The organism is Enterocloster sp. OA13 (assembly GCF_022440595.1).
Taxonomy (GTDB): Bacteria; Bacillota; Clostridia; order Lachnospirales; family Lachnospiraceae; genus Enterocloster; species Enterocloster hominis.
The window spans coordinates 5,573,908-5,598,667 of the sequence record NZ_JAKNTF010000001.1; the positions used below are offsets into that span (position 1 = coordinate 5,573,908).

A 24,760-nucleotide genomic window follows, 5' to 3' on the forward strand; every position below is an offset into this window, starting at 1 on the left:
TCCCCCGCATTTTCCTACTCCTGTTTCCTCTTCATATTGCGGAATTCATAGGGGGTCATCTGGAACTTCTGTTTAAAGAGCCTTGAAAAATAGGCCTGATTCGAGTATCCCACCTGCTCCGCAATTTCGTATGATTTCAGCTGGGTATTATTCAGAAGCCATATAGCCCGGTTCATGCGCGTACTGTTCAAAAATTCGCTGAACGTCACCCCTGTCTCATTCTTAAACAGATGGAACAGATAATCCTGGTTCAGTCCCACCTCACCGGCAACCTCAGACACCGAGCCTATCTGCCTGTAATTTTTCTCAATATAGCGTACTGCCTTGGCAACATAAGAGGTATAATGGGCCTGGTTTCCCGACCGGCTGTCCTCCGCCTCCCCAAGCGCCGCATATACGCATTCCTTCATCCTGTCAAAATCCGTGCACTGTTCTATCCCCCTGTATATCTCCCCCATCTTTTCCGCAAACCCAAACCTGTCACTGGTATACACCTGGTATATATTCGCCAGTATACGGAAAATGAACCGTTTCACCGCATTCACATCCCCGGGCGCCTGCTCCTCCAGATAGCCGAATATTTCCTCAAAGATTCCCGGAACCGACTCAATATTCCCATTCTTCACTTCCCCTGCAATTCTTTGTTCCCACAAATCCAGCTGTTCCCTCACACCCTCAAACCCACAGATATCCTGCGCAAAATATATCCGTTTTGCATTCCGGCGGTAAAAGGACTGCTCCAATGCCATGATGCTCTTCATGATCATAGTGACCAGATGCCCGTACTTATAATATGGCCCGCTGACCCCCACCGCCGAATCAAAGCACATGCTGATTTTATCCGCAAACTGGTAAATCACCTGGTTCTGGTATGCAAGCTGGTCAATACACGCCGTGTTGCCTATGGCAATCAGGACATTTTTCCTGTAGGGATAGTACAGTACGTTCTCTATGCCGGAATTCACGAATATCTCCATCATTTTTTCAGGCACAAAACTGTTGGTGCAGAAAGCCGCCGCAAACATCCCATGCTCGCTGAGATAAATTCCATGGCTTGCCATCTGCTCCCCTGTACAATCCGGGTTCTCCTCCTTCAACAGGCCATTCAAATAGATTTCCTGTTCAAACCTAAGCGCCAGCTGGTCTTTATGAATGGTATTCTTCCTGTCCGCCTGGATTTTCTGCAACAGGTCGCTTAACATCCTGGGATTGGCTTCGGTCTTTAAGATATAGTCATATGCGTCCTGGGCGATTGCCTCCTTGGCATATGCGAATTCATCATAACTGGTAATGATGATGACATCCGTTTCCGGGCGTTCCTTTTTAATCTGTCTCAGAAGGGACAGTCCGTCCATAATCGGCATCTTGATGTCGGTAAAGACCACATCCGGCTTTTTCTCGCGGAAAAGCCGCAGGGCCTCCTCTCCGTTTGATGCAGCCCCGGAAAAATCCACCTTCATGTCAGGAAGGTTCTTCATGGCACGGCTGAACCATTTACGTATAGGAAATTCATCATCCACAATCATCACTTTTAAAGTGTTAATATGCTCCATCCCCCTTTGCTGCCGGACCTTCCGTCTTTATACTTGGCAGAATCAGTACCACTTTCGTTCCCACATCTTTTTCGCTGCTGATTTCCACCCCATACTGTACCCCGAAATGCAGTTTAATGCGCTTTACCGTGTTATTGATACCCACCATCTTACTGTTGTCCGACCCAATGGTTCCCTGTACCTCCTTAAGCCTGTCACAGTCCATTCCCGCCCCGTCATCTTCCACCGATAAGTAAAGGCAGCCGTCCCGCTCCCAGGCCTTCACCACAACATGTCCCTTGCTGCCAGCCGGTTCCAGTCCATGGAAAATGCTGTTCTCCACAATCGGCTGCAGGACAAACTTCAGGACGCGCTGTTTCAGCAGTTCCTCAGGGATATCCACATCCAACAGTATCTCATCCCCATACTTGCACTGGAGGACGACAAAATATTGGTGAAGGATTACTAATTCCTCCTGCAGGGAAATCATCTCATCCTTCTGTCCAAGGATTGTGCGCAGCATGGCGGTGAAATTCTCCAGCATGCGCTCCGCCGTATCATTCTCCCCAAGATTCACCAGACATTTTACGGAAAATAAAGTATTGTATATAAAATGCGGATTAATCTGGGCCTGGAGAAATTCCAGTTCCGCCAGCCGCTTCTGTTTTTCTTCTTCCTTTAAGTCCTCAAACAGGCTGGATATCTTCCTGACCATTTCCCCGGATACATCGTTGATAAGGGATATCTCCGACCAGCTTTGGATATCAAACTTTGTATTAAAATCCCCGTCGCTCACCCGTTTGAGTTTCTGGCATAACCGGAGTATAGGCAGAGTGAAGGTACGGACCACCATCAGTATGGCGATACTGGATAAGAAAATGATGAAAAGCGTCGCCAGTATGGTATCCCGCTGCATTTTCCTGAGCGGCACCAGAAGGTTCTCTAACGGTATTTCCTCCAGATACACCAAATCATATTTGGGGTTATCATATCTGGAAAGCAGATATTTCACCCCTGATTTTTCCACAATCGAATAACCACCTGAAACTACCAGCTGGTCCAGGCGGTGCATGTTAAAATAATTCAGGCTTACCATGCGCTCCGTGTTGGAGGAAATAATCCTTCCGCTTCTGTCCACTATATAAATCGTGTTGTCGCTCATGATATTCTGATAGGTCTGATATAGTACGCGTTCTGACACATTGATCAGGATTGTTATCTCCTTCCCCTCATGGTTCTTAGTCCTTCTCACAGCGGAAAAGAAAAAGCCATCCCCGATGGACGGGTCCCTATGGGATTGGGTCCAGTATACCTCCCCTTTATCCAGGCTATGCGGAATATAGATATACCACAGTTCATTCTGGAATCCGGTAAGGTCATGGTCCTGCTCCGCTTTTGTGGAGGTATAGGATAATCCCTCATTATCCAGCATGGTCACCGAATACTCCACATCCATGGAGTTCATCACATCCTGGTATGCGTCCATCAGCTGTCCCGCGGTAATGCTGCCTTCCGGATTATCCCCATGAAACAGGGCCTGTATGTCATTCTGGGCAAAATCGCTTACCAGATTAAAATACAGCTTCGACAAAGATGTCATATTCGCCTGAAGCAAATCCACCTTTGCCGAAACCTGCATCAGCACATCATTCCTGGAAGCCGCGACCCGGTCAATAAGTCCTTGTTTATAGGTGCGGTAAGAAAAAAATGCCGTCGTGGAAACAGATATTACCACCACAAGGGTAATCAATAAAAACAGGATGGTCTGCAGTCTGATATGGATTTTCTTGTTATCTTTATTATCTTTCAATCTCTTACCACCACTTAATCAGCTCCGTCACTTCATTGCGCAGTTCAATGAACTCCCTGTCAGTTACCTTTCTTGGCCTGGGCAGGCGATTCTCAATCACGGTTTTAATCTTTGTGGGCTTGTTGCTCAACACCATGATCTTATCACTCAGATAAACGGCCTCTTCAATATTATGGGTGATAAATATTACCGTTGTATGAATTTTCTTCCACAATTTAAGCAATTCATCTTCCAGTTTATATTTTAACATCAAATCCAGCTGTCCATAAGGCTCATCCATTAAAAGCAGCTCCGGTTTCGTGGCAAAGGCCCTGGCAATCACCACACGCTGAAGCATACTGGCCGACAACTGCCTTGGATAATAATGCCGGAATTCCTCCAGCCCTACCATGCGGATTACCTCATCCACCCTGGACCGCATCTCTTCCTGGGGTAACCCCTTAATCTTAAGACCATATGCAATATTTTCCTCTATATCCAGCCAGGGCATGGTGGAATACTCCTGGAAAATATATGCCACGTTATGCTTCTGAAGATTGATGGGTTCATTATCAATCAGCATCTCCCCATCCGTCACATCATATAATTTAGTCAGGCTGTTTAAAAATGTTGTTTTCCCGCATCCCGTGGGGCCTACAATACAAAGAAATTCCCCATCGTCCACCTGGAAGGATATATCATCCAGGACCAGAAGGCTGCCAAACTTTTTTGTCAGATGGCTTACCCGGACTTTTGGTGCTTTTTGTTCCATCCCAGTTTCCTCCTTACAAGGTTTCTTCCATTTCCTGCATGATTTTCTCTCTCAAGGCAAGGAATTCTTCCGACACATAATCCCGGGGCCTTGGCAGATCCACGCTGTATTCCTTCACCACATGGGTGGGACAGTTGCTAAGAAGCAGGATCCGGTCCGCCAGGTAGACGGCTTCCTCTATGTTATTGGTGACAAATACCACCGTACGCTTCTCCGCCGATACAATCTTCTCCAGCTCCTCCTCCATCATATAACGGGTCTGGGCATCCAGATGCCCAAAGGGCTCATCCATCAGGATTACCACCGGATCATTACTGTAGGCCCTTGCAATGCCCACCCGCTGCTGCATACCTCCGGACAGTTTCACGGGATAGCTTTTTTCAAATCCCTCAAGGCCCACCATTTCAATGTATTTCCGGGCAATCTTCCTGCGCTCCTCCTTCCTGACTCCCCGTGCCTTGGGACCGAATTCCACATTTTCCATCACGGTGAGCCATGGGAACAGCGCGGTGGTCTGATATACCATCCCCCTGGAAGGATCTGGTCCCGTCACCTTTTTGCCGTCCACCACCACCTCTCCATCGGAAGCAGCCACCAAACCCGCAATCAAGTTGAGCACCGTGGTCTTTCCGCACTGCCCTGGTCCGAACAACACCACGAATTCATTTTCCCTGATACTCAGATTCAGGTTTTTCACCACCTCATATATACCGTTTCCACTGATGAATGTCTTATTCACATTCTCACACCGGATGATTTCATCTATCTTCCCCGAACCGACCATGCACATAATTTTGTTTCCACCCCTCTCATTGTATTGGCCAGCACCAAACCGATAATCGAAATAATGATAACCCCTACAAGGACCTGTTCAATGTCCCCGTTATCCTGTCCGGAGACTATCATCCAGCCGATTCCCTCGGTGGCGCTCATCATTTCCGCCGCCAGCACAGCCATCCAGCAGGAGGACAGCGCAACCTGAAGCCCTGAGAAAATATAGGGTACGGAGGATGGCAGGATTACCTTATAAAACACCTGGGTATTGTTCGCTCCCAGCATCCGCGCCGCGCCCACCAGTTTTGGGTCCACCCGTGTCGCCCCTGCGTAAGTGTTTAAAACCATGTGTGAAAAACCTGCCACAAAGATAATCCCAATCTGTGTGACCCAGCCAGTGCCGAACCAGAGAATGAACAACGGCATCCATGTGATACCCGGAATGGGCCGTATCATGGCGAACAGAGGCCGGATGATGGCATTTCCCATCCTGGACCCCGCCATGATCAGTCCTACCAGGATTCCCATTGCAGCCGCAATCAGATATCCTATGGTTACCCGCAGGAGGCTATATCCCAGATGGGAATAAAGCATGCACTTCCCTATCTTCCGGCCGGAGGCATCCACAAACCGCCTTAACACAGCAAACGGGGAGGGGAATATCTGTCCAACTCCGGTAAAGGATACCAGCAGCTGCCAGCACAGGATGAACACGGCCAGACCCGCGGCACTGTAGAGAAAAACCGAAGCTTTCTGATCCTTCATGTTTTAGATTCCCCCCTTCACGAATGCTTTTTCCAAAAGACTCAGCACCAGGTTGAAAAGCATGCTCAGGACACCGATTGCAAACATTCCGGCTATAATGATATCCGGACGGCCAAATGTCCTGGAAATCTGTATCATATATCCCAGTCCCTGGGTGGACGCCAGAAGTTCAGCAGCCACAAGCGCCATCCAGGCCGCATTAAGGGCCACCCTTACCCCTGTAAATATCATGGGCATGGCCGTAGGTATACCGATGGTGCGCAGCATCTGCAGATTCGTTGCCCCAAAGATCTGGGCTACCCAGATATGGACCGGATTGACCTGCTTAATACCGGCATACGTGTTAATCACACATGGCACCACTGAAGCCAGAAAAATAACAGCGGCCTTTGCCTTCACGCCGATTCCCAGAAGCACTACCATGATGGGAATCCAGGCAATGGGCGGGATTGGACGGATGACATCAAAAATCCCCTTGAAAAACAAATCAAACCTGGTATACCAGCCCATCAGGATTCCCAGGGGTATTCCAACTGCCACCCCCAGTCCTCCTCCAATGAGTACCACCTTCAGGCTGGCCAGGGCATGCTGCCAGATATAGGCCCTGTCCGGTGAACGGTCATAAAATTTCCTGAAAAATGCCTCTGCCGATGCCACCGGGCTGGGAAGCGAGTATACAGGAAGCAGCCGCAGCCCATCTGAACACACTTCCCATATGATGAGGAAAAGCAGCATGGAGGTAACACTGACAGCCAGATACTTTCTCTGCTGTTCCTTTTCCCTCTTCTTAAATTGTTCAGTTAACGAACGATTTTCCATATGGACACTCCTTAAAAGAATCACTGCTTCAGGGCTTCCTGCATCAGCTCCGCCGTGATATTGGTATCAAGCTTTGAAATGGAATCCGCACTGATATTCCCGGATTCAATATTCATCTCCCATACCATCCTCTCGTAAGCCCCGAAATCCGTCTGGATCAGGCTGCCAATCTGTTCTTTTGTCATGACCGGCTTCTGGATGCACTCCATGCTGGCTTCTTCCTTGTCAACCTCTTTTCCATTTTCAATCATCCAGTTCATATAAGTATCCACCAGAAGGCCTTCATCTTTTGCCAGGATATCATTGGCATCAGCTACCATACGGATGAAGGATACCAGTAAATCACGTTTTTCCTTCATTGCATTCTCTGAACAGACAATGTTCTCATACTGCAGTAAATCCAGTGATATGAATCCTCCGGCAATGGCCCAGTCGCCCTCGTGGGCAATACGTGCACGGGTGCTGTAAGGCCCTATGGTTGCCAGGATGTCGCCTTCTCCTGATTCAAATGCCTGATACCCGGAGGCATAATCCATCTGTACGATTTCAATATCGTCCTCGGTCAGTCCCAGGGCTTCCAGCCATTTCTGCACCTGTACATGGCCTGTGGTCCCAAGGTTTGTAATCAATGTCTTACCCTTTACCGTTTCAGCACTTCCCAGAATGTCAGGGTAGGTCGGGTTGGATCCGGTTGCTTTCGCAATGTCGGAATCCATTCTCACAAAAATTGCATTTCCATCACGTCCATCAATGAAATCCCCGATTACATATGCGCCGTATGTATTTACGCTGTTCACGAATGCGCCCCCGATGACTCCCACATCCCACAGCCCGGAACCCAATGCTTCATTCTGGGGTGCCCCGCTGGCATATACCTGCACTTCCATCTGGAATCCATAATCCTTTGCCATATCATTGGCAATCGCATATGCAACCGGTGTTGAGATGTAAGCAGGATGGAGGGATACCCGGAGGACCGGAAGTTCCTCATTTCCCTTTGCCTGTGTTGATTGCGCCGGCGCCTTTTCCTCTGTCTTCTGAGTTTCCGTGGATGCTGCCTTCTGCTCCTGTCTTCCTGAACAGGCGGTAAGGGAACCCGCAAGGGCTGCTGCCATCAGTAAAGAAACTGCTTTCTTCCAATTCATGTTTTTCATAAATAATCTCCTTATCCCCAAATAATCATGTTTCCTGTTTTTGATACCGTATCCCATCCCCATTTTTACAAAGCTGCTTTGATAGATAAATTATACTATCACATTTATGGCACTTTCTATGTAAAAAAGCTAGACTTTTTGTTATATTCCTATATTTTATCCCACAATAATCCATTATTTTATCTGTTTTGTTCAAATGTTTTTCCATTTTTATCTATTTTGTATATATTTTCTCTGTTTTCTTCATTTTGCTTAGATATGTTTTTCCATATAATGAATATAAATACCGAAACCACCCTGTTTTACACATTTACACACATTTTGGCTTTATAACAAAAAAACTATCATTAGAATACGGAGGGTTACCATGAATGAAAAAATCAATATAGGTATCGTAGGCCTTGGATTTGGAAAGGAATTCATCCAAATATATCAGAACCATCCCAATGTGGGTAAAGTGGCAATCTGTACGCGGACCCCCGAAACCCTGGCCCGGATAGGAAACGAGTTCCATATTGAAGAAGCGCTGCGCTTCACCAGCATTGACGCCATGATTGCCTGCGATGAACTGGATGCAATCCACATAGTCACTCCCATCCATGACCATGCGCCCCAGACCCTGAAGGCGTTAAATGCAGGAAAACACGTTGCCTGTACCGTACCTATGGCAACCACCATTGAAGAGTGCCAGGCAATTGTCGAGGCCTCCCGGAACAATAAAACCTTTTATATGATGATGGAAACCGCCATCTATACACGGGAATACCTCTACGTACAGGAACTGGTCAAAAGCGGAAAACTGGGCCGTATCCAGTTCGTCCGCGGTTCACATATGCAGAACATGGGTCTGGAAGGCTGGCCCCAGTACTGGCTTGGACTGCCTCCCTTCCACTATGGGACCCACGCCATCGCCCCCTTAAGCTACATACTTGACAAAGATATTGACACGGTTGTCTGCCACGGCTCCGGAAGGGTGCAGGAATCCCTTGCCGGCAGATATGGTTCTCCCTTTGCCGTTGAGACATGTACCATGACCTTCACGGACAGCGATGTGCGGGCCGAGACAACCCGTTCCCTCTACGACACGGTCCGCCAGTACCGGGAAAGCTTTGATATCTACGGTGATAAGCTGGCCTGCGAATGGGCCCAGATAGAGGACGAAGGCAGCTGCCTGTTTGAGGGCGGCGAACTGGCGCGCAGGATTCAGGCTCCGGACGTACTGGCAGGTCTTCCGGAATCAATCCAGTGCTTTACAAAGAGGGAACAGATCATAGACGCCAATCACGTCTCCTTCATCCAGGGCGCTGGGCACGGCGGTTCCCACCCCCATCTGGTCCACGAATTCGTCAGCGCCATAACCGAAGGAAGAGAGCCGGCAGTCGGTGCGGTCAGGGCTGCCAATATCACCTGCGCCGGTATCTGCGCCCATGAATCTGCCATGAAGGACGGACAGAGGATATCCCTTCCTGATTTTACAAGAAGGAAATAACCACAAGGAGGATTGACTATGCCCTTATTAACCGACCCCCTGCATTCAGGCTGCCTGAACCTGAAAAACCGCCTGGTGTTCCCTTCCGTCTCCACTTCAACAGCGGATGAGAACGGAAAAGTAACTGAGGACACCCTGAACTTCTTCCGGGAACGGACCAAGGGATTTGGCCTGGCCATTCTGGAACACTCCTATGTAAGCAGTCTGGGCAAGGCCGGACCGCACATGTTATCCATCAGCAGTGATTCTGACATAGAGGGACTGGCAAAGCTGGTAAGGCTGGTCCATGACAATGACTGCCAGATGCACATACAACTGGACCATGGAGGCGGATGGACGATACCGGACCTTCAAAACTGCCTGAATCCCGAAAAAAATCCTCAGGGAAAACAGATAACCGATTATCTGACTGACGAAGAACTGGATTATATTGTACAGGCCTTTGCTTCGGCCGCCGCGCGCGCAAGGGAAGCAGGCTTTGACGGGGTACAGATCAAGGCATGCCATGTGTATCTGCTGAGTCAGTTCTACTCCCCCTTGACCAACCACCGGACACGGGGTAAATATACCGGCAACTCCTTCGAAGGCCGCATCCGGCTTACCCTGGACGTACTCCGTTCTGTCCGGGATGCCGTCGGCAGGGATTACCCTGTCTCTGTCCGTTTTCCTGTGCAGGATTATGACCCGGCGGGAAGCTCCCTGGAGGAAGGAGTCCGCGCCGCCCGTCTGATACAGGAATGGGGCGCTTCCTTCCTGGACCTGTCCGGTGGACCAAAATACCGGTATTTCCATCCGTTCATCCAATCCCCTGGCTGGTTCGGGGATGACGCCGCAGTCATACGGCAGGCTGTCCGGATTCCAGTCATGGTTACCGGCGGCATAACAGAATATTCCCACGCTGAGCAGCTTTTGAACAATCATAAAGCCGATCTGACAGGCGTATGCCGCGCCGTGCTGAAAAACCCGCAGTGGGCCCATGGGTTATATAACAAATAGCGAAAGGACGCAATTATGATTAAATTTTCTGTACTGTATCCATACAAAAAAGGAGCATGGTTTGATTCCAAATACTACAGTGAACACCATATTGCCCCATACCGCAATGACCCGCTTGTAAAGGGAATCATTGTAGAATCCGGGGACTATTCCCGGGATTTCCAGAATCCGCCCCAATACCTGTGCATCGCCCATTTCTTCTACGATTCCATGGAGGACCTGAACCTGAGCAGATCACCGGAACGGGTGGCCAGCCAGATAAAAGACAATGTTAATTTCACCAATATAGCCGCCGTTAATCTGGTCAGCCAGATTCCCTACTATAATATAGCAAAATTAACATCCGTGAGACAGGAGTAAAAAAATGGTAAAATTAACCGTAATGTATCCATACCAAGAGGATTTCACCTTTGATTTCGACTACTATGTCAATCATCATATTGCCATCCATAAAGCCGACCCCAACGTCCTTGGCATTATCATTGAAAAGGGGTGTAACGCATTCCGTGGAGGCGATATCCCCGGACTGGTCTGTGCCGCCCATTTTTTCTATGAGTCAATCGGAACATTGAACGAAAGCAGGACCCCTGAAAAGGGAGCGCGTCAACTGGCCGATATCCCTAATTTTACTAATATCACGCCAATCGACCAGATCAGCGAAATAGAGTTCCTGGATATGCAGGAATCATGACGGATTATAGAAATACGGCAGCGCCGCGGCTGTGTAAAGTCTTACACACCGGGCGCTGCCGTTTCCATTTCATGTCTTAAAATTACCCTTTAACCGCTAGACCAGCCAACACATCCCCTCAATCCCCGCACCTCTCCTGATATTCCGACGGCGACACCCCCAGAAGCGTCTTAAACTGCACACTGAAATACGCGGTATCCGAATACCCCACCTGGTCCGGTATCTCTGTCTCGCACAGGAACCGCCCGGTAAACCGGATTTTCTGAATCTGGATATAGCTATCAATGGTTTCCAGTTCTTCCCTCAGCGTTATGAACGGACGGCTGGAAATGCTTTTCCTCAGGATGACCGCCAGGTTCTCAGCCAGGATTGCAATCTCCGGTATCTGGTTAATCCTGGCATTCCACTTGATGGTATCCTATACATTTCCTTACTTCACAATATCAACTAAGCAGCTGACCGATTCCATCACGGCAGCCCACAATACATCGGCGGCATAATCAAATTTGCGCTGATAATTTTTCCAACGGTCAATCAGTACGGTGCTTTCAGCTACTTCCTTCAAAATCAAATGTACGTCAGACAACAACCCAATTGAGCCGCGCTTCGCACTGGTGTTGACAAACGCCTCCTTGAGTGTGGCGTTATCAATGTTGTGCTCCTGAGTGTTGGTAAGTACATAAATATCGTAATAATCTCTCATTCTGGTATTGGCTGTGCCGCGGGCAAGAAGGGTTTCTAACTTTTCCGCCAGAACCGTTTCCAGATTATACGCAAGAATGGAGATAGTACGTTCCTCAAACAGCAGCCGGAATGAATAAGACACTTCACGCGGTGTTATTACGTCACCTGTAGAAAAGTCGATTTTTAGCGGGGTATGCATCGTTTCAATAGCTGTATCAAGCATAATACGAATGCCGGGATAATCGGCCTCGTCCATAATCGGCGTCACGCTTTTGATTTCAAAAATCATCCCGTCCTCAATGTGTATTGCGGTAATTTCCTCGACAATCTTTCTTGCGTTATCTTCGTTCAGCGGCAGATTTTTTAGCGTGGCGTCTACATCCATAGTTGAACGATTGTCCAACCCAACCATAGCGGCTACCAGAGTACCGCCCTTTAAAATCATAATGTTTCTGTATTGTGAAAGGGAAAGTCGTTCCAGAAAACGCTCCATTACATAATTGCGGATGATAACCTGTGCCTTTCCACTGTCTCCTTTAGAGATGTTGCGAACAAGAGCTTTCAATTGGCGCGATGTGTGTATCATTATAAAAGCACCTCCAAATACTGACGAACGGTTTTCTCCACTGAAAAGGCTTTAGCGTACCGCAGAAGCAATGGGATATTCTTCTCCTTCAAACGGATATATGTTTTAACTCCCTCTTGCAGATCTTGAATTTCAATATGCCGGCGGCTGCGAAACAAATCGCAGATTGTGCGTTCGGCATTATAAGCCCTTACTGTGTGACCCGATGGTGAGCGCACTTCCACAATACCTTCCCCGAAAAGCTCCTCTTTTACTTTATAAACCTTGATACCCTGCTTCGATAATCCTGCCGAGTTTTTGCCTGTTTTAAAAGTAACAGAAAATGGCGAGGGTTCACGGTTGGCAAGATTCAGAAGGTAAAGAGCTGTTTCGTGAGAGAATACCGCTTCTGGATAACGCACCTGAATTACATATAGTCCATCTTCCCAAACGTCTTGGGACATATATAAACCGTGGGCAACACGTTCAAGCCCATATTTACATACAAAATCTCCGAGAACAGTTCTCGAGACTCCGGCGGCCACCGCATCCGACGTTTTTAAATATCCATTATTTTCTTGTAGCAGCTTATTTAATGTTTCTGCGCTGGTCATAGTATCACCTTACTTTCGTGCCCTTATTATAATTCGTTTGGGCGTAAAAGTAAAGAAGGTTTTTGCAGCGGAGGCGGTATAGCACGTTTTGTCGGGCATCCTTCCCAGTGCCCTGGGTGACGCAATCGGTGATTACGCAGCAGTATCCGTTGGCTATATGGGCCTTATGGATGAACTATAAAAAGCAGATTGTGGCCTCTATCCCAAACAATCAATGGCCACAATCTGCTTTCCCTGTTTAATTACTTCCACGTTTAATTACTTCCACTAACAGCCTTTGATTACCCTCATGATTTCCTCCAGGCAATCCTCCAGCACCACATTCCCATACCACTTCACAATCCCGCACCGGTCCAGGTTCTCCTGCTTAAAGTCCTCTTCATCCGCCAGGAATCTCCTGCACATTTCCTTATACTTGGGAACCTTCTGCTGTTCTTCCCGCTCCAGGGCGCGTCTTAACCGCAGTCCGTCCTCCACATGGATATAGAGGGGAACCAGGGCATCCGTACCGTAAAACAGGCGCATTTTCTCATAGGACTCAAGGGTGCCCATGACCAGGTAGCATCCATGTCCCAAATCAATCTGCCCATCATCCACTGTAAAATAATTCCATGGACCGTATACGGTATCATAGGTCCGGCACTCTATCAGGGTGCCGTTTTCCCTGCACTTGTGCAGATATGCCTCATCCACAAAAAAATACTCCACCCCGTCCGTCTCCCCGTCCCGGATTGGACGGGTTGTATACATGCGCACGGTCTTAAGTTCCGGCATCCTGCTGTGCAGCTGTTTATAAATCGTGTCCTTCCCAGACGCACTTTTACCCATTACATAAAATATCTTTCCCATCACGCACTCCGCTATCCCTTTCATCCTGTCAGTCTTTCTGCACTATCTCTATATAAGCCAGGGACTGGTCAGCCGGCCCCTGGACCGGAAGTCCCTTTTTCATGTATTCCATTATCACATCAAGGGAACGCCTGCTGATCCACTCCCCCGGGGCCACAATGGGAATCCCCGGCGGATAGATATATACGAATTCCCCGGAAATGCTCCCGGCACAGTCTTCAAGCCTTACTTTCCTGTGTTTTCCGTCCATGGCATCTGCAATGGTCATGGCCGTATCGCTCCGCATACTGTATACACTGCTTATCCCGGACTTTGCTGGACCCGTCCTGTTGTCTATCTCCATCAGAGCATCCCCCAGACGCCTTAACCCCTCCGAACGGTCCATAGGGGTTGTTATGGCGGTTACATAGTCCGCCCCGCACATCTCCATCTCCAGGTGGTATTCCCGTCTGAGGATGCTGTCCAGGTCCGCCCCGGTAAGGCTGCTATCTCTGGTTGAAATCACAATCTTGGATACATCCAGATCATGGATTCCATACTGCCCTATGATATCCGTATCCACAAGGCGCAGGCACCCCATCCCCCGCAGCCGTTCCCTCAGCTTCATGATTTCCCTGCGGTACGGCTCCATATCCATATGTTCCATCTGGTATATGCTGTTCTCAATGCTGGCCATGAACACATAGGAGGGACTGCTGCTCTGCACCATGTGTACATACCGGTCAATCCGCTCCCTGTCCCCATAGCATCCCTGGTCCGGGCGGTTGTTCCTGATGTGCAGAAGGGCTGTCTGGGTCAGGCTTGGCATGGTCTTATGCACACTTTGAATGACCACATCCGCGCCCAGGTCCAGGGCGGACACAGGGAACATTTCCCCAAAACGGAAATGCGCGCCATGGGCCTCGTCCACAATCAGCGGAAGCCCCGCCCCGTGGACCACCTCTGCAATCCCCTTAATGTCCGACACCACGCCGTCATACGTGGGAGACACGATAAGCACTGCCTGGGTATCCATGTACCGTTTCAGCATCATATCCACATCCGACGGCAGGACTCCGCCCTGTATCCCCAATCCGTCTATCTCCTGTGGATAAACATAGGAAGCCTTAAGCTGGTTCAGGCAGATTCCATGATACACGGATTTGTGGCAGTTCCTGCTGACCAGGATACGCCCTCCCCGGGGCACGGCCCCGCACACGGCGGAGAGGATCCCGCTGCTGCTTCCATTGACAAGGTAGTATGTCTGGTCGGCTCCGTATACCTGTGCTGCCCAGTCCATGGAGGATTGAAGGATGCCTTCCGGGTGATGGAGATTGTCAAAGCCGTCTATCTCCGTTATGTCCACCGTGAACGGGTCCGGGAATCCCATGTCCCCTGTCCGCTTATGTCCGGGCATGTGGAATGGATACATATCCGACCTTGCATATTCTTTAAGCTTGTGAATCAGTAAATCCTGCTGTCTCATTTTTATATGGCTCCTGTTCCATGGCAGGTAAATGGCGGATTTTATGCATTTCCCTGAAGAATCGTTGTTGTTTTGTTTTTCATAGTACTACAGAAACCTTGCCGAATCAAGCATCATACACGGTTAAGGGCCTGTTTGGACATTCCTCCCTGTCCTTCGGACCTATGGGAACTCCAACAGGATCTTGGGATACCGGTTCTCTTGTGCCAGACGGAACGCATCTTCCGCCTCATCTAACCTGCATACATGGACCAGCGGCTCCAATATCAGATTGTCCATGATATTCTTAATCCTGGGCAGCATGTAGGCGGAACGGTAAAACGGGATGATGGCGGCCTCCTTCAGGTAAAGTTCAGCAATCGTCACCGGAAGCAGCTTGGTCAGTCCATAGGTACCTGAGAAAAGCAGCGTTCCCTGGCGGGCCAGCATCTTTGGGGCCAATGCCAGAAGACGGTAGTCAGAAGATACCTCTATGACAATATCATAACCAAGCATATCCGGTATGATGGAAACAGCCGACGGAATGATGTCATTTAATGGATCCACCGCCAGCTCCGCTCCCAGTTTCAATGCCAGCTCCCGGTTCTTTTCACTGTAGTCAAATAAGGTAATATGGGTTGCCCCCCGCATTTTTGCCAGCTGCAATATGATCAGGCCCAGGGCGGACGCTCCCTGTATCAAGGTTTTATTACCCACCCTGAGGTTAGAGCGGTCTATTGCGTGCAGCGCATTGCCGATTGTATCAGAAAGACAGCCGCACTGCAAGGAAATCCGGTCAGGCAGCTTGATAAGCTGGCTTGCGCTCCAGACAATGTACTCCGACATGGTTCCCGACGCCATTTTTATATTATAGCAGTGGTTTTCCTTTGCATCCATACAGTAAAAACATGTGCCGCAGAATTTGTAGATGGTCCCGGTCACCCTGGTGCCTTGGGAAAAACCGTTTTCCACGGCAGCCGGGCCGGCATCCACCACCACACCCGAGAACTCATGTCCAATCGTGCCAACAGGGGACGACCACAAAAGCCGGTTTAAATCCTGCTTAAAAAAGGAGATGTCCTCCATGTTGATGGCGCTGTAGGCCACTTTGATTTTAACATCGTCGGGTTTTGATATCTGCGGTTCCTTTACATCTGCAATTATAAGTTTCCCTGGTTCGGTTAATTTAATCTGCTTCAATCTTTTATCCCCCACTGCCTGATTTCCGTGGCTTTATATTCGGATACGGTCTTTCCTGTACTCTTCTTAAACAGCTGGCTGAAGTAGTGGTAATCCGTAAAGCCCGAGTCCAAGGCAATGGATGATATCTTACCCGCAGGTTTCAGGTTTAATAGCAGCACAGCTGTTTTGATACGGATATGGTTAATATAATCCGAAAACTGATATATGAATTTGTTCTTAAACAGGTAACTGATATATGTCTCCGATGTGCTGCAGTACTCAGCTGCCTTTTTAAGCGATATGTTTTCATGATAGTGGGCAGCAATATATATCAGTGATTTTAATAAGATGGGGTTGGCATCCTTAAGGGCCGGACCGCATTTCTTTCTCAGGTATACAAACTGCATGGAAATACAGCGGGCCTCCTCCTCCAGGGATTCATATACCGTAAAAAGGCTGTCATCCGGTATACCGGATATGGCAGAAAGGGACAGGTACAAGGATGCCAGGGATGCGTGTACTTTCCCGCAGGAAATAGTATCGAAACTGGCTTTTAAAGTTAATTTATAATAATTCCCTATGGTGCTATACAGGATGTCCGGATGATTCACAAAAAGAGAATACGTATTTTCCACCAGATGGGGTAAATCCGGCCGGGCCGGCTGGACCTTAGGTGTAAACGTGCGGATATCAATCTTCTTCTGCTCAGCACAAAAGTAGCTGAGTTCATAAGCGCCCGTAATCAGGGCAGCCTGCCTTGTGGCATCGGATGCCTGGCCGCAGACGGCATCTAAGATTAAAAAGGTTACATGGGCATTGGCATTCTGTATGTACAAATTCTGGATTTCCTGAAGCATATTGTCAAATGATGCGTCCGGGGCATATCCGCTTAGTGATTTTATAAGCACGTGATTCCCCTTGGGATATATTTCATTTGTACAGTATTGGTTCAAAATCGTCTTCAATTCATCCATGAACTGCCGGCTGTCAATGAATTGGACCGTTATATCCGGCTTTGGTATGATGATCCGGTATTGCCCGGAGGTATCGACGGACGCGTGGACGGCAGCCGGCTTTTCTATCACAAACCGCGCTTTCCTTAAAAGAGCTGGGAATGTATCCGTGTACAGCTGGTGGAAGGTCATGTAATCCAGTATGGCAGGGGAATATGTTTTATTATGTATCTCATTTTCAGGGAGGATGATAAGAAATTTTGCGCCGGCATAATAAGAATAACAAAGGTCGATATATTCAGGAAAGGGGATGCTGGTCAGGGCGGCGTTTAAGATAACCAGATCCGGCTTAAAGGTCCTGTAAAGCTCTAACCCCAGGGCAGGATTATATTCGGTCCCAACGCTGTCAAAGACAAACCCCATATCGCATATCCGTTTCCATATCTTATCATGATGGTCATAAGTTGTTGTGAGAATTAACAATTTCATCTCTTCATACCCTCCATTTCTATTCATTATATAATAGATAATTAAATATAGTCAACATAGTTTAATATTTTATGTCATAAAAAAGAAACATGACAAGAAATTAAATATGGCAGGAAGCAAACCTTTATGCACCGTCATGTTTCCCCCTGATTTTCAATGCTATAATCAGTACACAAACAAAGCAAAGGAGTGGAATCATGAAACTACAATTAGCATTGGATGCAATTACGTTAGAGGATGCTGTCCGCATCGTAAAGCAGGTAAGCAGTGAATTGGATATCGTAGAATTAGGAACCCCGTTTACATGGACACATCCCATTGAGACAATCGGAATGTTTAAAAGGGAGTTTCCCCATAATCTGATTTTGGCGGATTACAAGATCATGGATGGCGGGGAATATTGCGCGGGCCTGGCATATGATGCGGGAGCCGATATCACCACCGTATCAGCGCGTACCCTTGACATCACAATCCAGGGCGCAGTAAAGGCAGCCCGTGACAGGGGCAGATTAATCCTTGCTGACATGATGGGCGTGCCCTCAGAAGAGATGGCTTCAAGGGCCAGGGAGGTTGAGGCCCTGGGGGTTGATTACATCTGTATCCACAGGGGCCTGGGGGTTAAGGACAGTCCGCTGGAAAATTTAAAGATATTAAAGGAAACCGTCACACAGTCCCAGATAGCCATAGCCGGCGGAATCGACCTGGATACCTTGAGGGAGATTGTCCCCCTTAAACCGGACCTTGTGATTGTGGGCAGTGCAATCATCCGCGCTGAAAATCCTCTTTTGATGGCAAGGACCATGCGGAACATAATGAAGGAGGCAGAATAACATGGATGCTGTTTTATATGCACAGTCGGCCTGTGATGAAATCAAGTCATTGATAGCCACTGTCAACCAGGAAGATACCGGGAATCTTGAGAAAATGATTAACAGGGCCGGCAGGATTTTCATAGCGGGCGCGGGAAGAAGCCTGCTGTCCATGAAATTCTTTGCCATGAGGCTGATGCACACCAACCACCAGACCTATCTGGTGGGGGAGGTCTGTACGCCAAGTATCCATGAAGGCGACCTGCTGATCATCGGTTCCGGATCCGGTTCTACCAAAGGCATGATGGCAATTGCCCAAAAGGCAAAAAGCATGGGAGCCAATGTTGCCCTTATCACCATGAACCGCAGCGGAAGCATAGCCGGATTGTCTGACTGCATTGTTGAATTCAAAGGCAGCCTGCCTGAAGGGGCTGAAACTGCGGAAGAACGCCCGGATGACGCATATATCCATGTCCGTCCGTCCGGCAATGTCTTTGAACCGGCAATGTTGATTTTATTGGACAGCATTGTATGCAGCCTGATGGTCAAGGGACATATGGGAATGAAGATTGTGCGGTATAACCACGCGAATTTAGAATAGAGGAGGAAATCACAGATATGTTAAAACACGGTATTATCAATGCAGATATTAAGTACCTTCTGGCAAGCCTTGGGCACAGGGACCGGATTGCCATAACGGATGCCGGCTATAACGTCCCTTCCGGCATCCCCAAAATAGATATTGCGTTCCTCCCCGGCATGCCTGAACTGCTGCCCATACTGGACGGGGTCCTGGATGAGATTGCGGTTGAACAGGTTGTTCTGGCCGAGGAGATAAAGTCAATGTCCCCAAAGCTTCATGAGGAATACAGGAAGCGTTTCCCTGAGAAAAAAATATGCTACATACCTCATTCTGAGTTTGACGAAGTAATCAAGGACGTGAAAGGAGTCATACGGACCGGACAATATGGACTCCACGCACCAAATATCATCCTTCAGGCAGGATGCACATACGACAGTGAGGAGTGATCATATGCTGGATGTTCTGACAATCGGTGACCTGATGATTGATTTTACGTCTTTAGGGACCAATGAAGCCGGGAAGCTGGTTTTTGAACGGAATCCAGGGGGTGCTCCGGCCAATGTGGCTTCCCAGGTGGCAAGACTGGGCGGAAGCAGCGGTTTTATCGGTTCCGTGGGACAGGACGAGCATGGCCTTTATCTGATTGAAACCATGAAGAAGCTGGGCATTGATGTTTCCTGCCTCAGGATAAGCGATAAGGAAGCCACAAGGATTACGTTCGTCTATCTGAACCAGGGAAATGACCGTTACTTTTCAAATTATCAGTCCCCGCGTGCGGACCGTGACCTTCCGGAGGACGAACGGTATTACAGGCAGGCGGACAACTGCCGGATCCTGCACTTTGCATCAACCTCCCAATTCGGGGAACCCATTGCGGCAACGTCATCCAAACTCATGGCATATGCCAGGAAACAGAATAAGCTGATATCCTATGATCCCAACTGGAATGAAGTCTGCGGATATGATGAGGGGCAGAAAAAAATCATGACGGACACCTTTAAAAAGGTTGATATCCTGAAGATATCCAGGGAAGAGTATTCCTACTTCATCGGAGACATGGATATAAGGGAAGGCGCCGCACAGATCATCAGCCAGGGGGTCAGGCTTCTGGCCATCACCATGGGGGCCGGGGGATGTTATTACCGGACAAGGGAGTTTGAAGGTTATCAGCCGTCCTACCAGGTAGCCGTAAGGGATACCACTGGATCCGGTGATTCCTTCATGGGGGCATTGCTTTATCAGATTGCAGGAAAAGAAAAGGCAATTGAGGATTTAAAACAGCAGGAACTGGATGATATCATACGTTTTTCCAATGCATGCGGCTCCACCTGCGCAACAAAGACCGGTTCCCTGACAGTCATGCCCGGGCTGCCGGAGGTAACATGGACCATGGGACATACAGGGCTGTATCAGATGGATATACAATGTATTTAATTACAGGAGAGGGTGAATCTATGAAAAGACTGGCAGTATTAATATTATCAGGAATCATGGCGGCGGGGGCTTTGACAGGGTGTACCATGAATTCTTCATTGGTAAAGACTGAAACAACGCAGGTTAAGGATGACAGTGAAAAAAAGATTGCATTTATCATTCCAACAAACAATTTCGACTATTTTGTATATATTGGGGCAATGGCCAGGAAGACCGCGGAAGAAAACAAGGTACAGATAGACTGTTGGGATGCTGCCTTTGATTTTACAAAGGTTGCTGATTTTGTGGACCTGGCGGCCGTACAGGGTTACGATGCCATCGTTGTGGCCAATGGCGATAATTCTGCCGAACCAGCCATCAAGGAAGCGGCCGCCAAGGGAATCCCGCTCATCAACTATGACTCGGCGCTGGCCGGGGATTTTTATGCACAGATCATGAGCAGCAATAAGCAGATGGGAAAAATGATTGGGGATTATGCCGTCCAGCTGATTACAGAGGCTGATAAGGCGGAAACCGTCCGGGTAATCATATCCGGAATGCCGTCTTCCCCGTCGGATGTGGACCGGGAGGCGGGAATCCGGGAGGCACTATCTGTTTTAGGGGATAAGGTTGAAATTGAGACGGTATTCCCATCCGGCACAAACAACTCTGAAAATGTACAGTCCCTGTGGGACGACCTGTTGATTTCAAAAACAGCCGGAACCGTGGATTATATTTTCTGCACCAACTCCGGCTCTTCCCTGGGCGTCCTGTCCTCTGTACTGTCAGCAGGAAGGAATGAAATCGGGATTTTCGGTATTGATGACGAGGACGGGCAGATAAGCGCGCTGCAGGATCCATCGAATCCATACCTGGCAACCGTGGGCCAGGACCCGTTCAGCATTGGCAAAAAAAGTGTTGAATGTGCAATCAAAGCCATGAATGGCGAAAGGTCAGGATTGATTACCGTTGATGCGTCCCTTTATACAAAGGAGAATGTATCAGAGGTCCTGAAGGAAAAACAGGCGCTGAAAGAAGAACTCAATGCTTATAAATAATGAATCGGTTGAACGGGATGGTGATGATATGAACGAACCGATCATACAGGTGGAAGGCATCTGCAAGTCATTTTCCACTGTAAAAGTACTGGAAAACATAAGTTTTTCCATCAGGCCCGGGCAGGTGCTGGCGCTGATTGGGGAAAATGGCGCCGGCAAGAGCACATTATGTAAAATCATTGCCGGAAGCTATACCCCGGACCAGGGCAGGATTCGGATTGGGGATAAATGGTATCCTAACCTTACGATTGAAGAGGCAAAAAAACTGGGGATAAAAATGGTCCACCAGGAGCTGCTGATCCTTCCCAAACTAAGCATTATGGAAAATATCTTTGTGGGCAACGAACTGGTTAAAAATGGTCTGATAGACAAAAAGCAGATGTATATACGGGCAAAAGAACTTTTGGGGCAGGTGGGCCTGGATGCGGATCCGCATACCCTGGTTAAGGATATTGACATTGCCGCCAGGCAGCTGGTTGAAATCGCCAGGGCAATCAGTACAAAGGCCAGCCTGATCATATTGGATGAGCCTACCTCCTCCCTGTCAGAAACAGAGATTGCCAAATTATTTACCATTGTGGACAAGATAAAGAAAACAGGAGTATCCTTTATCTTCATCTCCCACCGTCTGCAGGAAATCCTGGAACTATCCGACGTCATACAGGTCATGAAAGACGGCGGACTGGTAGCAGAGTTGGATCCGCAAAAAACCACGGAAGAAGAAATCGTCCGCAACATGGTCGGGAGAAGCTATAACAATTACTATAACAGGAACAGACAATGCTTCGGAGAAGAGATATTGCGGCTTGAAAATGTCACCGGATATCACAGGGAAGGCCAGATCATCAGCGCGTATACGCCCCAAAATATAAGTTTCTCCCTGAATAAAGGCGAGGTCCTGGGCCTGTCCGGCCTGGTAGGGGCCGGAAGGACAGAAGTCATCAAGCTTCTGTTCGGCGTAGACAGGCTTAAAACAGGCAAAGTATATTTTGAACATAAAGAAGTAAAAATCCACGAACCGGGAACCGCCATAAAGATGGGCATGGCCTGGCTTACGGAGGACAGGAAGGGTTCCGGGCTGATACTGAAGTTTTCAGTGAAAAGCAACACGGCAATCACTTTACTGGACCGTTTAAAAAAGGGAATGTTCATCGACACAAAAAAAGAAAACAGTATAACAGATGACTACATCAGCAGGCTGAACATCAAGACCACGGGCAGGAATCAGAAGGTTGTATATCTTTCAGGTGGAAACCAGCAAAAGGTGGTGCTGGCCAAATGGCTGGCCAGGGAACCCAAGGTCCTTATTTTAGATGAACCTACCAGAGGCATTGACGTGGGGGCTAAAGTAGAGATATATAAGATGATAAACGACCTGACTGCCCAGGGTATGGCAATCATACTTATATCATCTGAACTTCCTGAACTGATGGGAATGAGCGACCGGGTCCTTGTGATGTATGAAGGACATATAACCGGGGAATTTTCCAGGGACGAATTATCAGAAGAGGCCATTATGAGATGTGGAACAGGAGGCAGGAAACAGATATGAAGAATCAATTGAACAAAATGGATCCCAAGGCTTTTTTTAGCAAATTCGGCATTATCCTTGTAATGATTGTCCTCACCGTCATCTTTACATCCATGGAACCTGGTTTTATCTCCACTGCAAATATCATCAATATCATAAGACAGGCCTCCATCATGATCATTGTGGCATGCGGTGCAACCTTCGTGATGGTGGCAGGCGGGATTGACGTGTCTGTGGGCGGCGTTGCCTGTCTGACCGGAATCATTGTTGCCAAGCTGCTGAGCATCGGCATGCCCGTAGCCCTGGCCCTTTTACTGGGCGCCGGTGTTGGAGGGGTTCTGGGATTATGCAGCGGTATGATGGTATCCCATTTCCATATAGCGCCGATGATAGCCACCCTGGCCATCATGAACCTGGCCAACGGTGCAGCCAACCTGACGACAGGCGGTACGGCTGTCTATAACCTTCCGGAAAGCTTCATCATGCTGGGACGGGGATATATTGCCGGAATCATTCCCCTTCAGGTAATCATCATGCTGGGAATAGCGGCAGTCAGTTACATCGTATTGTCTAAAACCGCATTCGGAAGGCGGGTTTATGCAATCGGCGGCAATGAAATGGTGGCAGAACTCTCAGGCATCAATGTCCGTAAAAACAAAATCATCTACTATATCCTTTCGGGAATCTGTGCCAGTATCGCAGGCATGATTATGACCAGCCGCATGGGAAGCGGACAGCCTTCCATGGGAGCCACATGGAATATGGACAGTATTACTGCAATTGTGATTGGCGGTACTTCCCTCAATGGCGGTTCCGGCTCCATCACGGGCAGTGTGCTGGGTACGATCATGATGGTCATGATTACCAACGGCCTTAATATCGTTGGGGTGAACTCCTTCTGGCAGATGGTCATATCAGCCATGATATTGATCATTACAATCATTGTATACAGGAACGATTGATGGATCCTGAAGTTAAAAAGCAATATTGAATCCTTTATATGCCCATGATATACTGAAACAAAGTATGCGGTGACACACGACACATCAGTCAGCAAGGAGGTATACGTGCGCTTAGAGGAACTTTGGAAGAAATACAGCCCCTATAATCAGTTCAACCTCTCCATACTTCCGGAGGAAATAAAGTCCCAGGGTGTCAGGCTGACCTATGAGCCTCATTCAGTCATCATCAGCCGGGGTGAATTTCCCAAATACATCTACTTCATTGAATCCGGAACAGCGCTTGGCACCAGGGATTATAAGGACGGCAATAACTATTATTATTTCCGGATTACCAGCAAGACAGGTTCCGTGGGGCTTTTGGAAGTGCTGGCCCACGAACCTCAGACCATCGCAACCGTGGTTGCCAGCACCCGGGTCACTGTCCTTCGGATCAGCTCCGCCATTATCTACGAATACCTGATGACCCATCTGGACATGCTCTACAACTGCACCTATATCGTTGCCCATGACCTGTACCAGCGCTCGGGGAATGATGGTATCCTCTACTATCAAAGGGGCATTGACCGGGTACGCTTCTATCTGGTCCAATACTACATGCTTCACGCCCCCGAAGGACAGAAAATCCTTGTGGAGCCTGATTACCAGACCATTGCAAGCAATATCGGGGTCAGCGTGCGCACGGTTGTGAGGAGTATCCAGAAATTAAAGGAATTAGGGGAGATAACCTCTGTCAGGAAGAAGATTTATATATCTGAAAAACAGCAGTTGGTCATGTTAGAGGAAATAGAACAGTTGGTTCAGAGGTAAGGGCATATCTGTATAACGGGACAGAAACGGCTTCTT

25 protein-coding genes and 1 pseudogene are annotated in these 24,760 nt (G+C 48.3%); 12 read left to right on the top strand and 14 right to left on the bottom strand.

Annotated elements, in window-relative coordinates; genetic code table 11:
- Positions 1 to 14 precede the first annotated feature (14 nt).
- From MCJ35_RS24960 to MCJ35_RS24990, 7 genes are read right to left on the bottom strand one after another with little or no spacing between them, the layout of a single operon-like run.
- Entirely contained in the window at positions 15 to 1,553 is a 1,539-nt protein-coding gene (locus tag MCJ35_RS24960) for a response regulator transcription factor (protein WP_025484713.1), read from the bottom strand.
- Positions 1,540 to 3,342, bottom strand: a complete 1,803-nt coding sequence (locus MCJ35_RS24965; protein ID WP_025484712.1) for a sensor histidine kinase — start codon at positions 3,340 to 3,342, stop codon at positions 1,540 to 1,542. Before MCJ35_RS24965 ends, MCJ35_RS24960 begins: the two co-directional genes overlap by 14 nt.
- Before the next feature lie 4 nt (positions 3,343 to 3,346).
- Entirely contained in the window at positions 3,347 to 4,093 is a 747-nt protein-coding gene (locus tag MCJ35_RS24970) for an ABC transporter ATP-binding protein (RefSeq protein WP_008726634.1), read from the bottom strand.
- A gap of 13 nt (positions 4,094 to 4,106) precedes the next feature.
- Positions 4,107 to 4,877 (bottom strand): ABC transporter ATP-binding protein, encoded by a 771-nt coding sequence (locus tag MCJ35_RS24975; RefSeq protein ID WP_025484710.1) that lies wholly within the window; start codon positions 4,875 to 4,877, stop codon positions 4,107 to 4,109.
- On the bottom strand, positions 4,856 to 5,632 hold the full coding sequence (locus tag MCJ35_RS24980; protein ID WP_008726636.1) for an ABC transporter permease: 777 nt from the start codon (positions 5,630 to 5,632) through the stop codon (positions 4,856 to 4,858). Before MCJ35_RS24980 ends, MCJ35_RS24975 begins: the two co-directional genes overlap by 22 nt.
- Before the next feature lie 3 nt (positions 5,633 to 5,635).
- Complete coding sequence (locus MCJ35_RS24985) at positions 5,636 to 6,451, bottom strand: ABC transporter permease (RefSeq protein ID WP_034577190.1); 816 nt, start codon at positions 6,449 to 6,451, stop codon at positions 5,636 to 5,638.
- Positions 6,452 to 6,471: 20 nt separating this feature from the next.
- The gene (locus MCJ35_RS24990) at positions 6,472 to 7,605 is read right to left on the bottom strand and encodes an ABC transporter substrate-binding protein (RefSeq protein WP_025484708.1); all 1,134 of its coding nucleotides are present in this window, start codon (positions 7,603 to 7,605) and stop codon (positions 6,472 to 6,474) included.
- Between the two features lie 367 nt (positions 7,606 to 7,972).
- Here MCJ35_RS24990 and MCJ35_RS24995 point away from each other — a divergent pair, with 367 nt between their 5' ends.
- From MCJ35_RS24995 to MCJ35_RS25010, 4 genes are read left to right on the top strand one after another with little or no spacing between them, the layout of a single operon-like run.
- Positions 7,973 to 9,094: a Gfo/Idh/MocA family protein gene (locus tag MCJ35_RS24995; protein WP_025484707.1), complete on the top strand. Its 1,122-nt coding sequence runs from the start codon at positions 7,973 to 7,975 to the stop codon at positions 9,092 to 9,094.
- An 18-nt stretch (positions 9,095 to 9,112) separates the two neighbouring features.
- A complete protein-coding gene (locus MCJ35_RS25000) occupies positions 9,113 to 10,090 on the top strand; it encodes an NADH:flavin oxidoreductase (protein WP_025484705.1) in 978 nt (325 codons plus the stop codon).
- Positions 10,091 to 10,105: 15 nt separating this feature from the next.
- On the top strand, positions 10,106 to 10,450 hold the full coding sequence (locus tag MCJ35_RS25005) for an EthD family reductase (RefSeq protein WP_025484704.1): 345 nt from the start codon (positions 10,106 to 10,108) through the stop codon (positions 10,448 to 10,450).
- Positions 10,451 to 10,454: 4 nt separating this feature from the next.
- Positions 10,455 to 10,781: an EthD family reductase gene (locus tag MCJ35_RS25010; RefSeq protein WP_008726649.1), complete on the top strand. Its 327-nt coding sequence runs from the start codon at positions 10,455 to 10,457 to the stop codon at positions 10,779 to 10,781.
- A gap of 208 nt (positions 10,782 to 10,989) precedes the next feature.
- Here the strand turns inward: MCJ35_RS25010 and MCJ35_RS32345 are convergent.
- The 7 genes and pseudogenes from MCJ35_RS32345 to MCJ35_RS25045 form a co-directional block, all read right to left on the bottom strand.
- Positions 10,990 to 11,199: pseudogene (locus tag MCJ35_RS32345) on the bottom strand (sensor histidine kinase); the annotation flags it as partial.
- 12 nt (positions 11,200 to 11,211) lie between these two features.
- On the bottom strand, positions 11,212 to 12,051 hold the full coding sequence (locus MCJ35_RS25020) for a nucleotidyl transferase AbiEii/AbiGii toxin family protein (RefSeq protein WP_008726654.1): 840 nt from the start codon (positions 12,049 to 12,051) through the stop codon (positions 11,212 to 11,214).
- Positions 12,051 to 12,644 (bottom strand): type IV toxin-antitoxin system AbiEi family antitoxin domain-containing protein, encoded by a 594-nt coding sequence (locus MCJ35_RS25025; protein WP_008726655.1) that lies wholly within the window; start codon positions 12,642 to 12,644, stop codon positions 12,051 to 12,053. Before MCJ35_RS25025 ends, MCJ35_RS25020 begins: the two co-directional genes overlap by 1 nt.
- Positions 12,645 to 12,911: 267 nt before the next feature.
- Positions 12,912 to 13,493 carry a guanylate kinase gene (locus MCJ35_RS25030; RefSeq protein WP_025484703.1) on the bottom strand — a complete coding sequence of 194 codons (582 nt, stop codon included), beginning with the start codon at positions 13,491 to 13,493 and terminating at the stop codon, positions 12,912 to 12,914.
- A 28-nt stretch (positions 13,494 to 13,521) separates the two neighbouring features.
- A complete protein-coding gene (locus tag MCJ35_RS25035) occupies positions 13,522 to 14,958 on the bottom strand; it encodes an aminotransferase class I/II-fold pyridoxal phosphate-dependent enzyme (protein ID WP_025484702.1) in 1,437 nt (478 codons plus the stop codon).
- Between the two features lie 162 nt (positions 14,959 to 15,120).
- Positions 15,121 to 16,137: a zinc-dependent alcohol dehydrogenase gene (locus MCJ35_RS25040; protein ID WP_025484701.1), complete on the bottom strand. Its 1,017-nt coding sequence runs from the start codon at positions 16,135 to 16,137 to the stop codon at positions 15,121 to 15,123.
- A complete protein-coding gene (locus MCJ35_RS25045; RefSeq protein WP_025484700.1) occupies positions 16,134 to 17,561 on the bottom strand; it encodes a helix-turn-helix domain-containing protein in 1,428 nt (475 codons plus the stop codon). Before MCJ35_RS25045 ends, MCJ35_RS25040 begins: the two co-directional genes overlap by 4 nt.
- A gap of 197 nt (positions 17,562 to 17,758) precedes the next feature.
- Here MCJ35_RS25045 and hxlA point away from each other — a divergent pair, with 197 nt between their 5' ends.
- From hxlA to MCJ35_RS25085, 8 genes are all read left to right on the top strand, one after another.
- Positions 17,759 to 18,391: a 3-hexulose-6-phosphate synthase gene (hxlA, locus tag MCJ35_RS25050; RefSeq protein WP_008726660.1), complete on the top strand. Its 633-nt coding sequence runs from the start codon at positions 17,759 to 17,761 to the stop codon at positions 18,389 to 18,391.
- A 1-nt stretch (position 18,392) separates the two neighbouring features.
- On the top strand, positions 18,393 to 18,971 hold the full coding sequence (gene hxlB, locus MCJ35_RS25055; protein WP_008726661.1) for a 6-phospho-3-hexuloisomerase: 579 nt from the start codon (positions 18,393 to 18,395) through the stop codon (positions 18,969 to 18,971).
- Positions 18,972 to 18,988: 17 nt separating this feature from the next.
- The gene (gene rbsD / locus MCJ35_RS25060; RefSeq protein WP_025484699.1) at positions 18,989 to 19,399 is read left to right on the top strand and encodes a D-ribose pyranase; all 411 of its coding nucleotides are present in this window, start codon (positions 18,989 to 18,991) and stop codon (positions 19,397 to 19,399) included.
- Positions 19,400 to 19,403: 4 nt separating this feature from the next.
- Positions 19,404 to 20,387 carry a carbohydrate kinase family protein gene (locus MCJ35_RS25065; protein WP_025484697.1) on the top strand — a complete coding sequence of 328 codons (984 nt, stop codon included), beginning with the start codon at positions 19,404 to 19,406 and terminating at the stop codon, positions 20,385 to 20,387.
- A 20-nt stretch (positions 20,388 to 20,407) separates the two neighbouring features.
- Entirely contained in the window at positions 20,408 to 21,424 is a 1,017-nt protein-coding gene (locus tag MCJ35_RS25070; RefSeq protein WP_025484696.1) for a sugar ABC transporter substrate-binding protein, read from the top strand.
- Positions 21,425 to 21,452: 28 nt separating this feature from the next.
- Positions 21,453 to 22,976: a sugar ABC transporter ATP-binding protein gene (locus tag MCJ35_RS25075; RefSeq protein ID WP_025484695.1), complete on the top strand. Its 1,524-nt coding sequence runs from the start codon at positions 21,453 to 21,455 to the stop codon at positions 22,974 to 22,976.
- On the top strand, positions 22,973 to 23,917 hold the full coding sequence (locus MCJ35_RS25080; RefSeq protein ID WP_025484693.1) for an ABC transporter permease: 945 nt from the start codon (positions 22,973 to 22,975) through the stop codon (positions 23,915 to 23,917). Before MCJ35_RS25075 ends, MCJ35_RS25080 begins: the two co-directional genes overlap by 4 nt.
- A gap of 105 nt (positions 23,918 to 24,022) precedes the next feature.
- Positions 24,023 to 24,724: a Crp/Fnr family transcriptional regulator gene (locus MCJ35_RS25085; protein ID WP_008726669.1), complete on the top strand. Its 702-nt coding sequence runs from the start codon at positions 24,023 to 24,025 to the stop codon at positions 24,722 to 24,724.
- Positions 24,725 to 24,760: the final 36 nt, after the last annotated feature.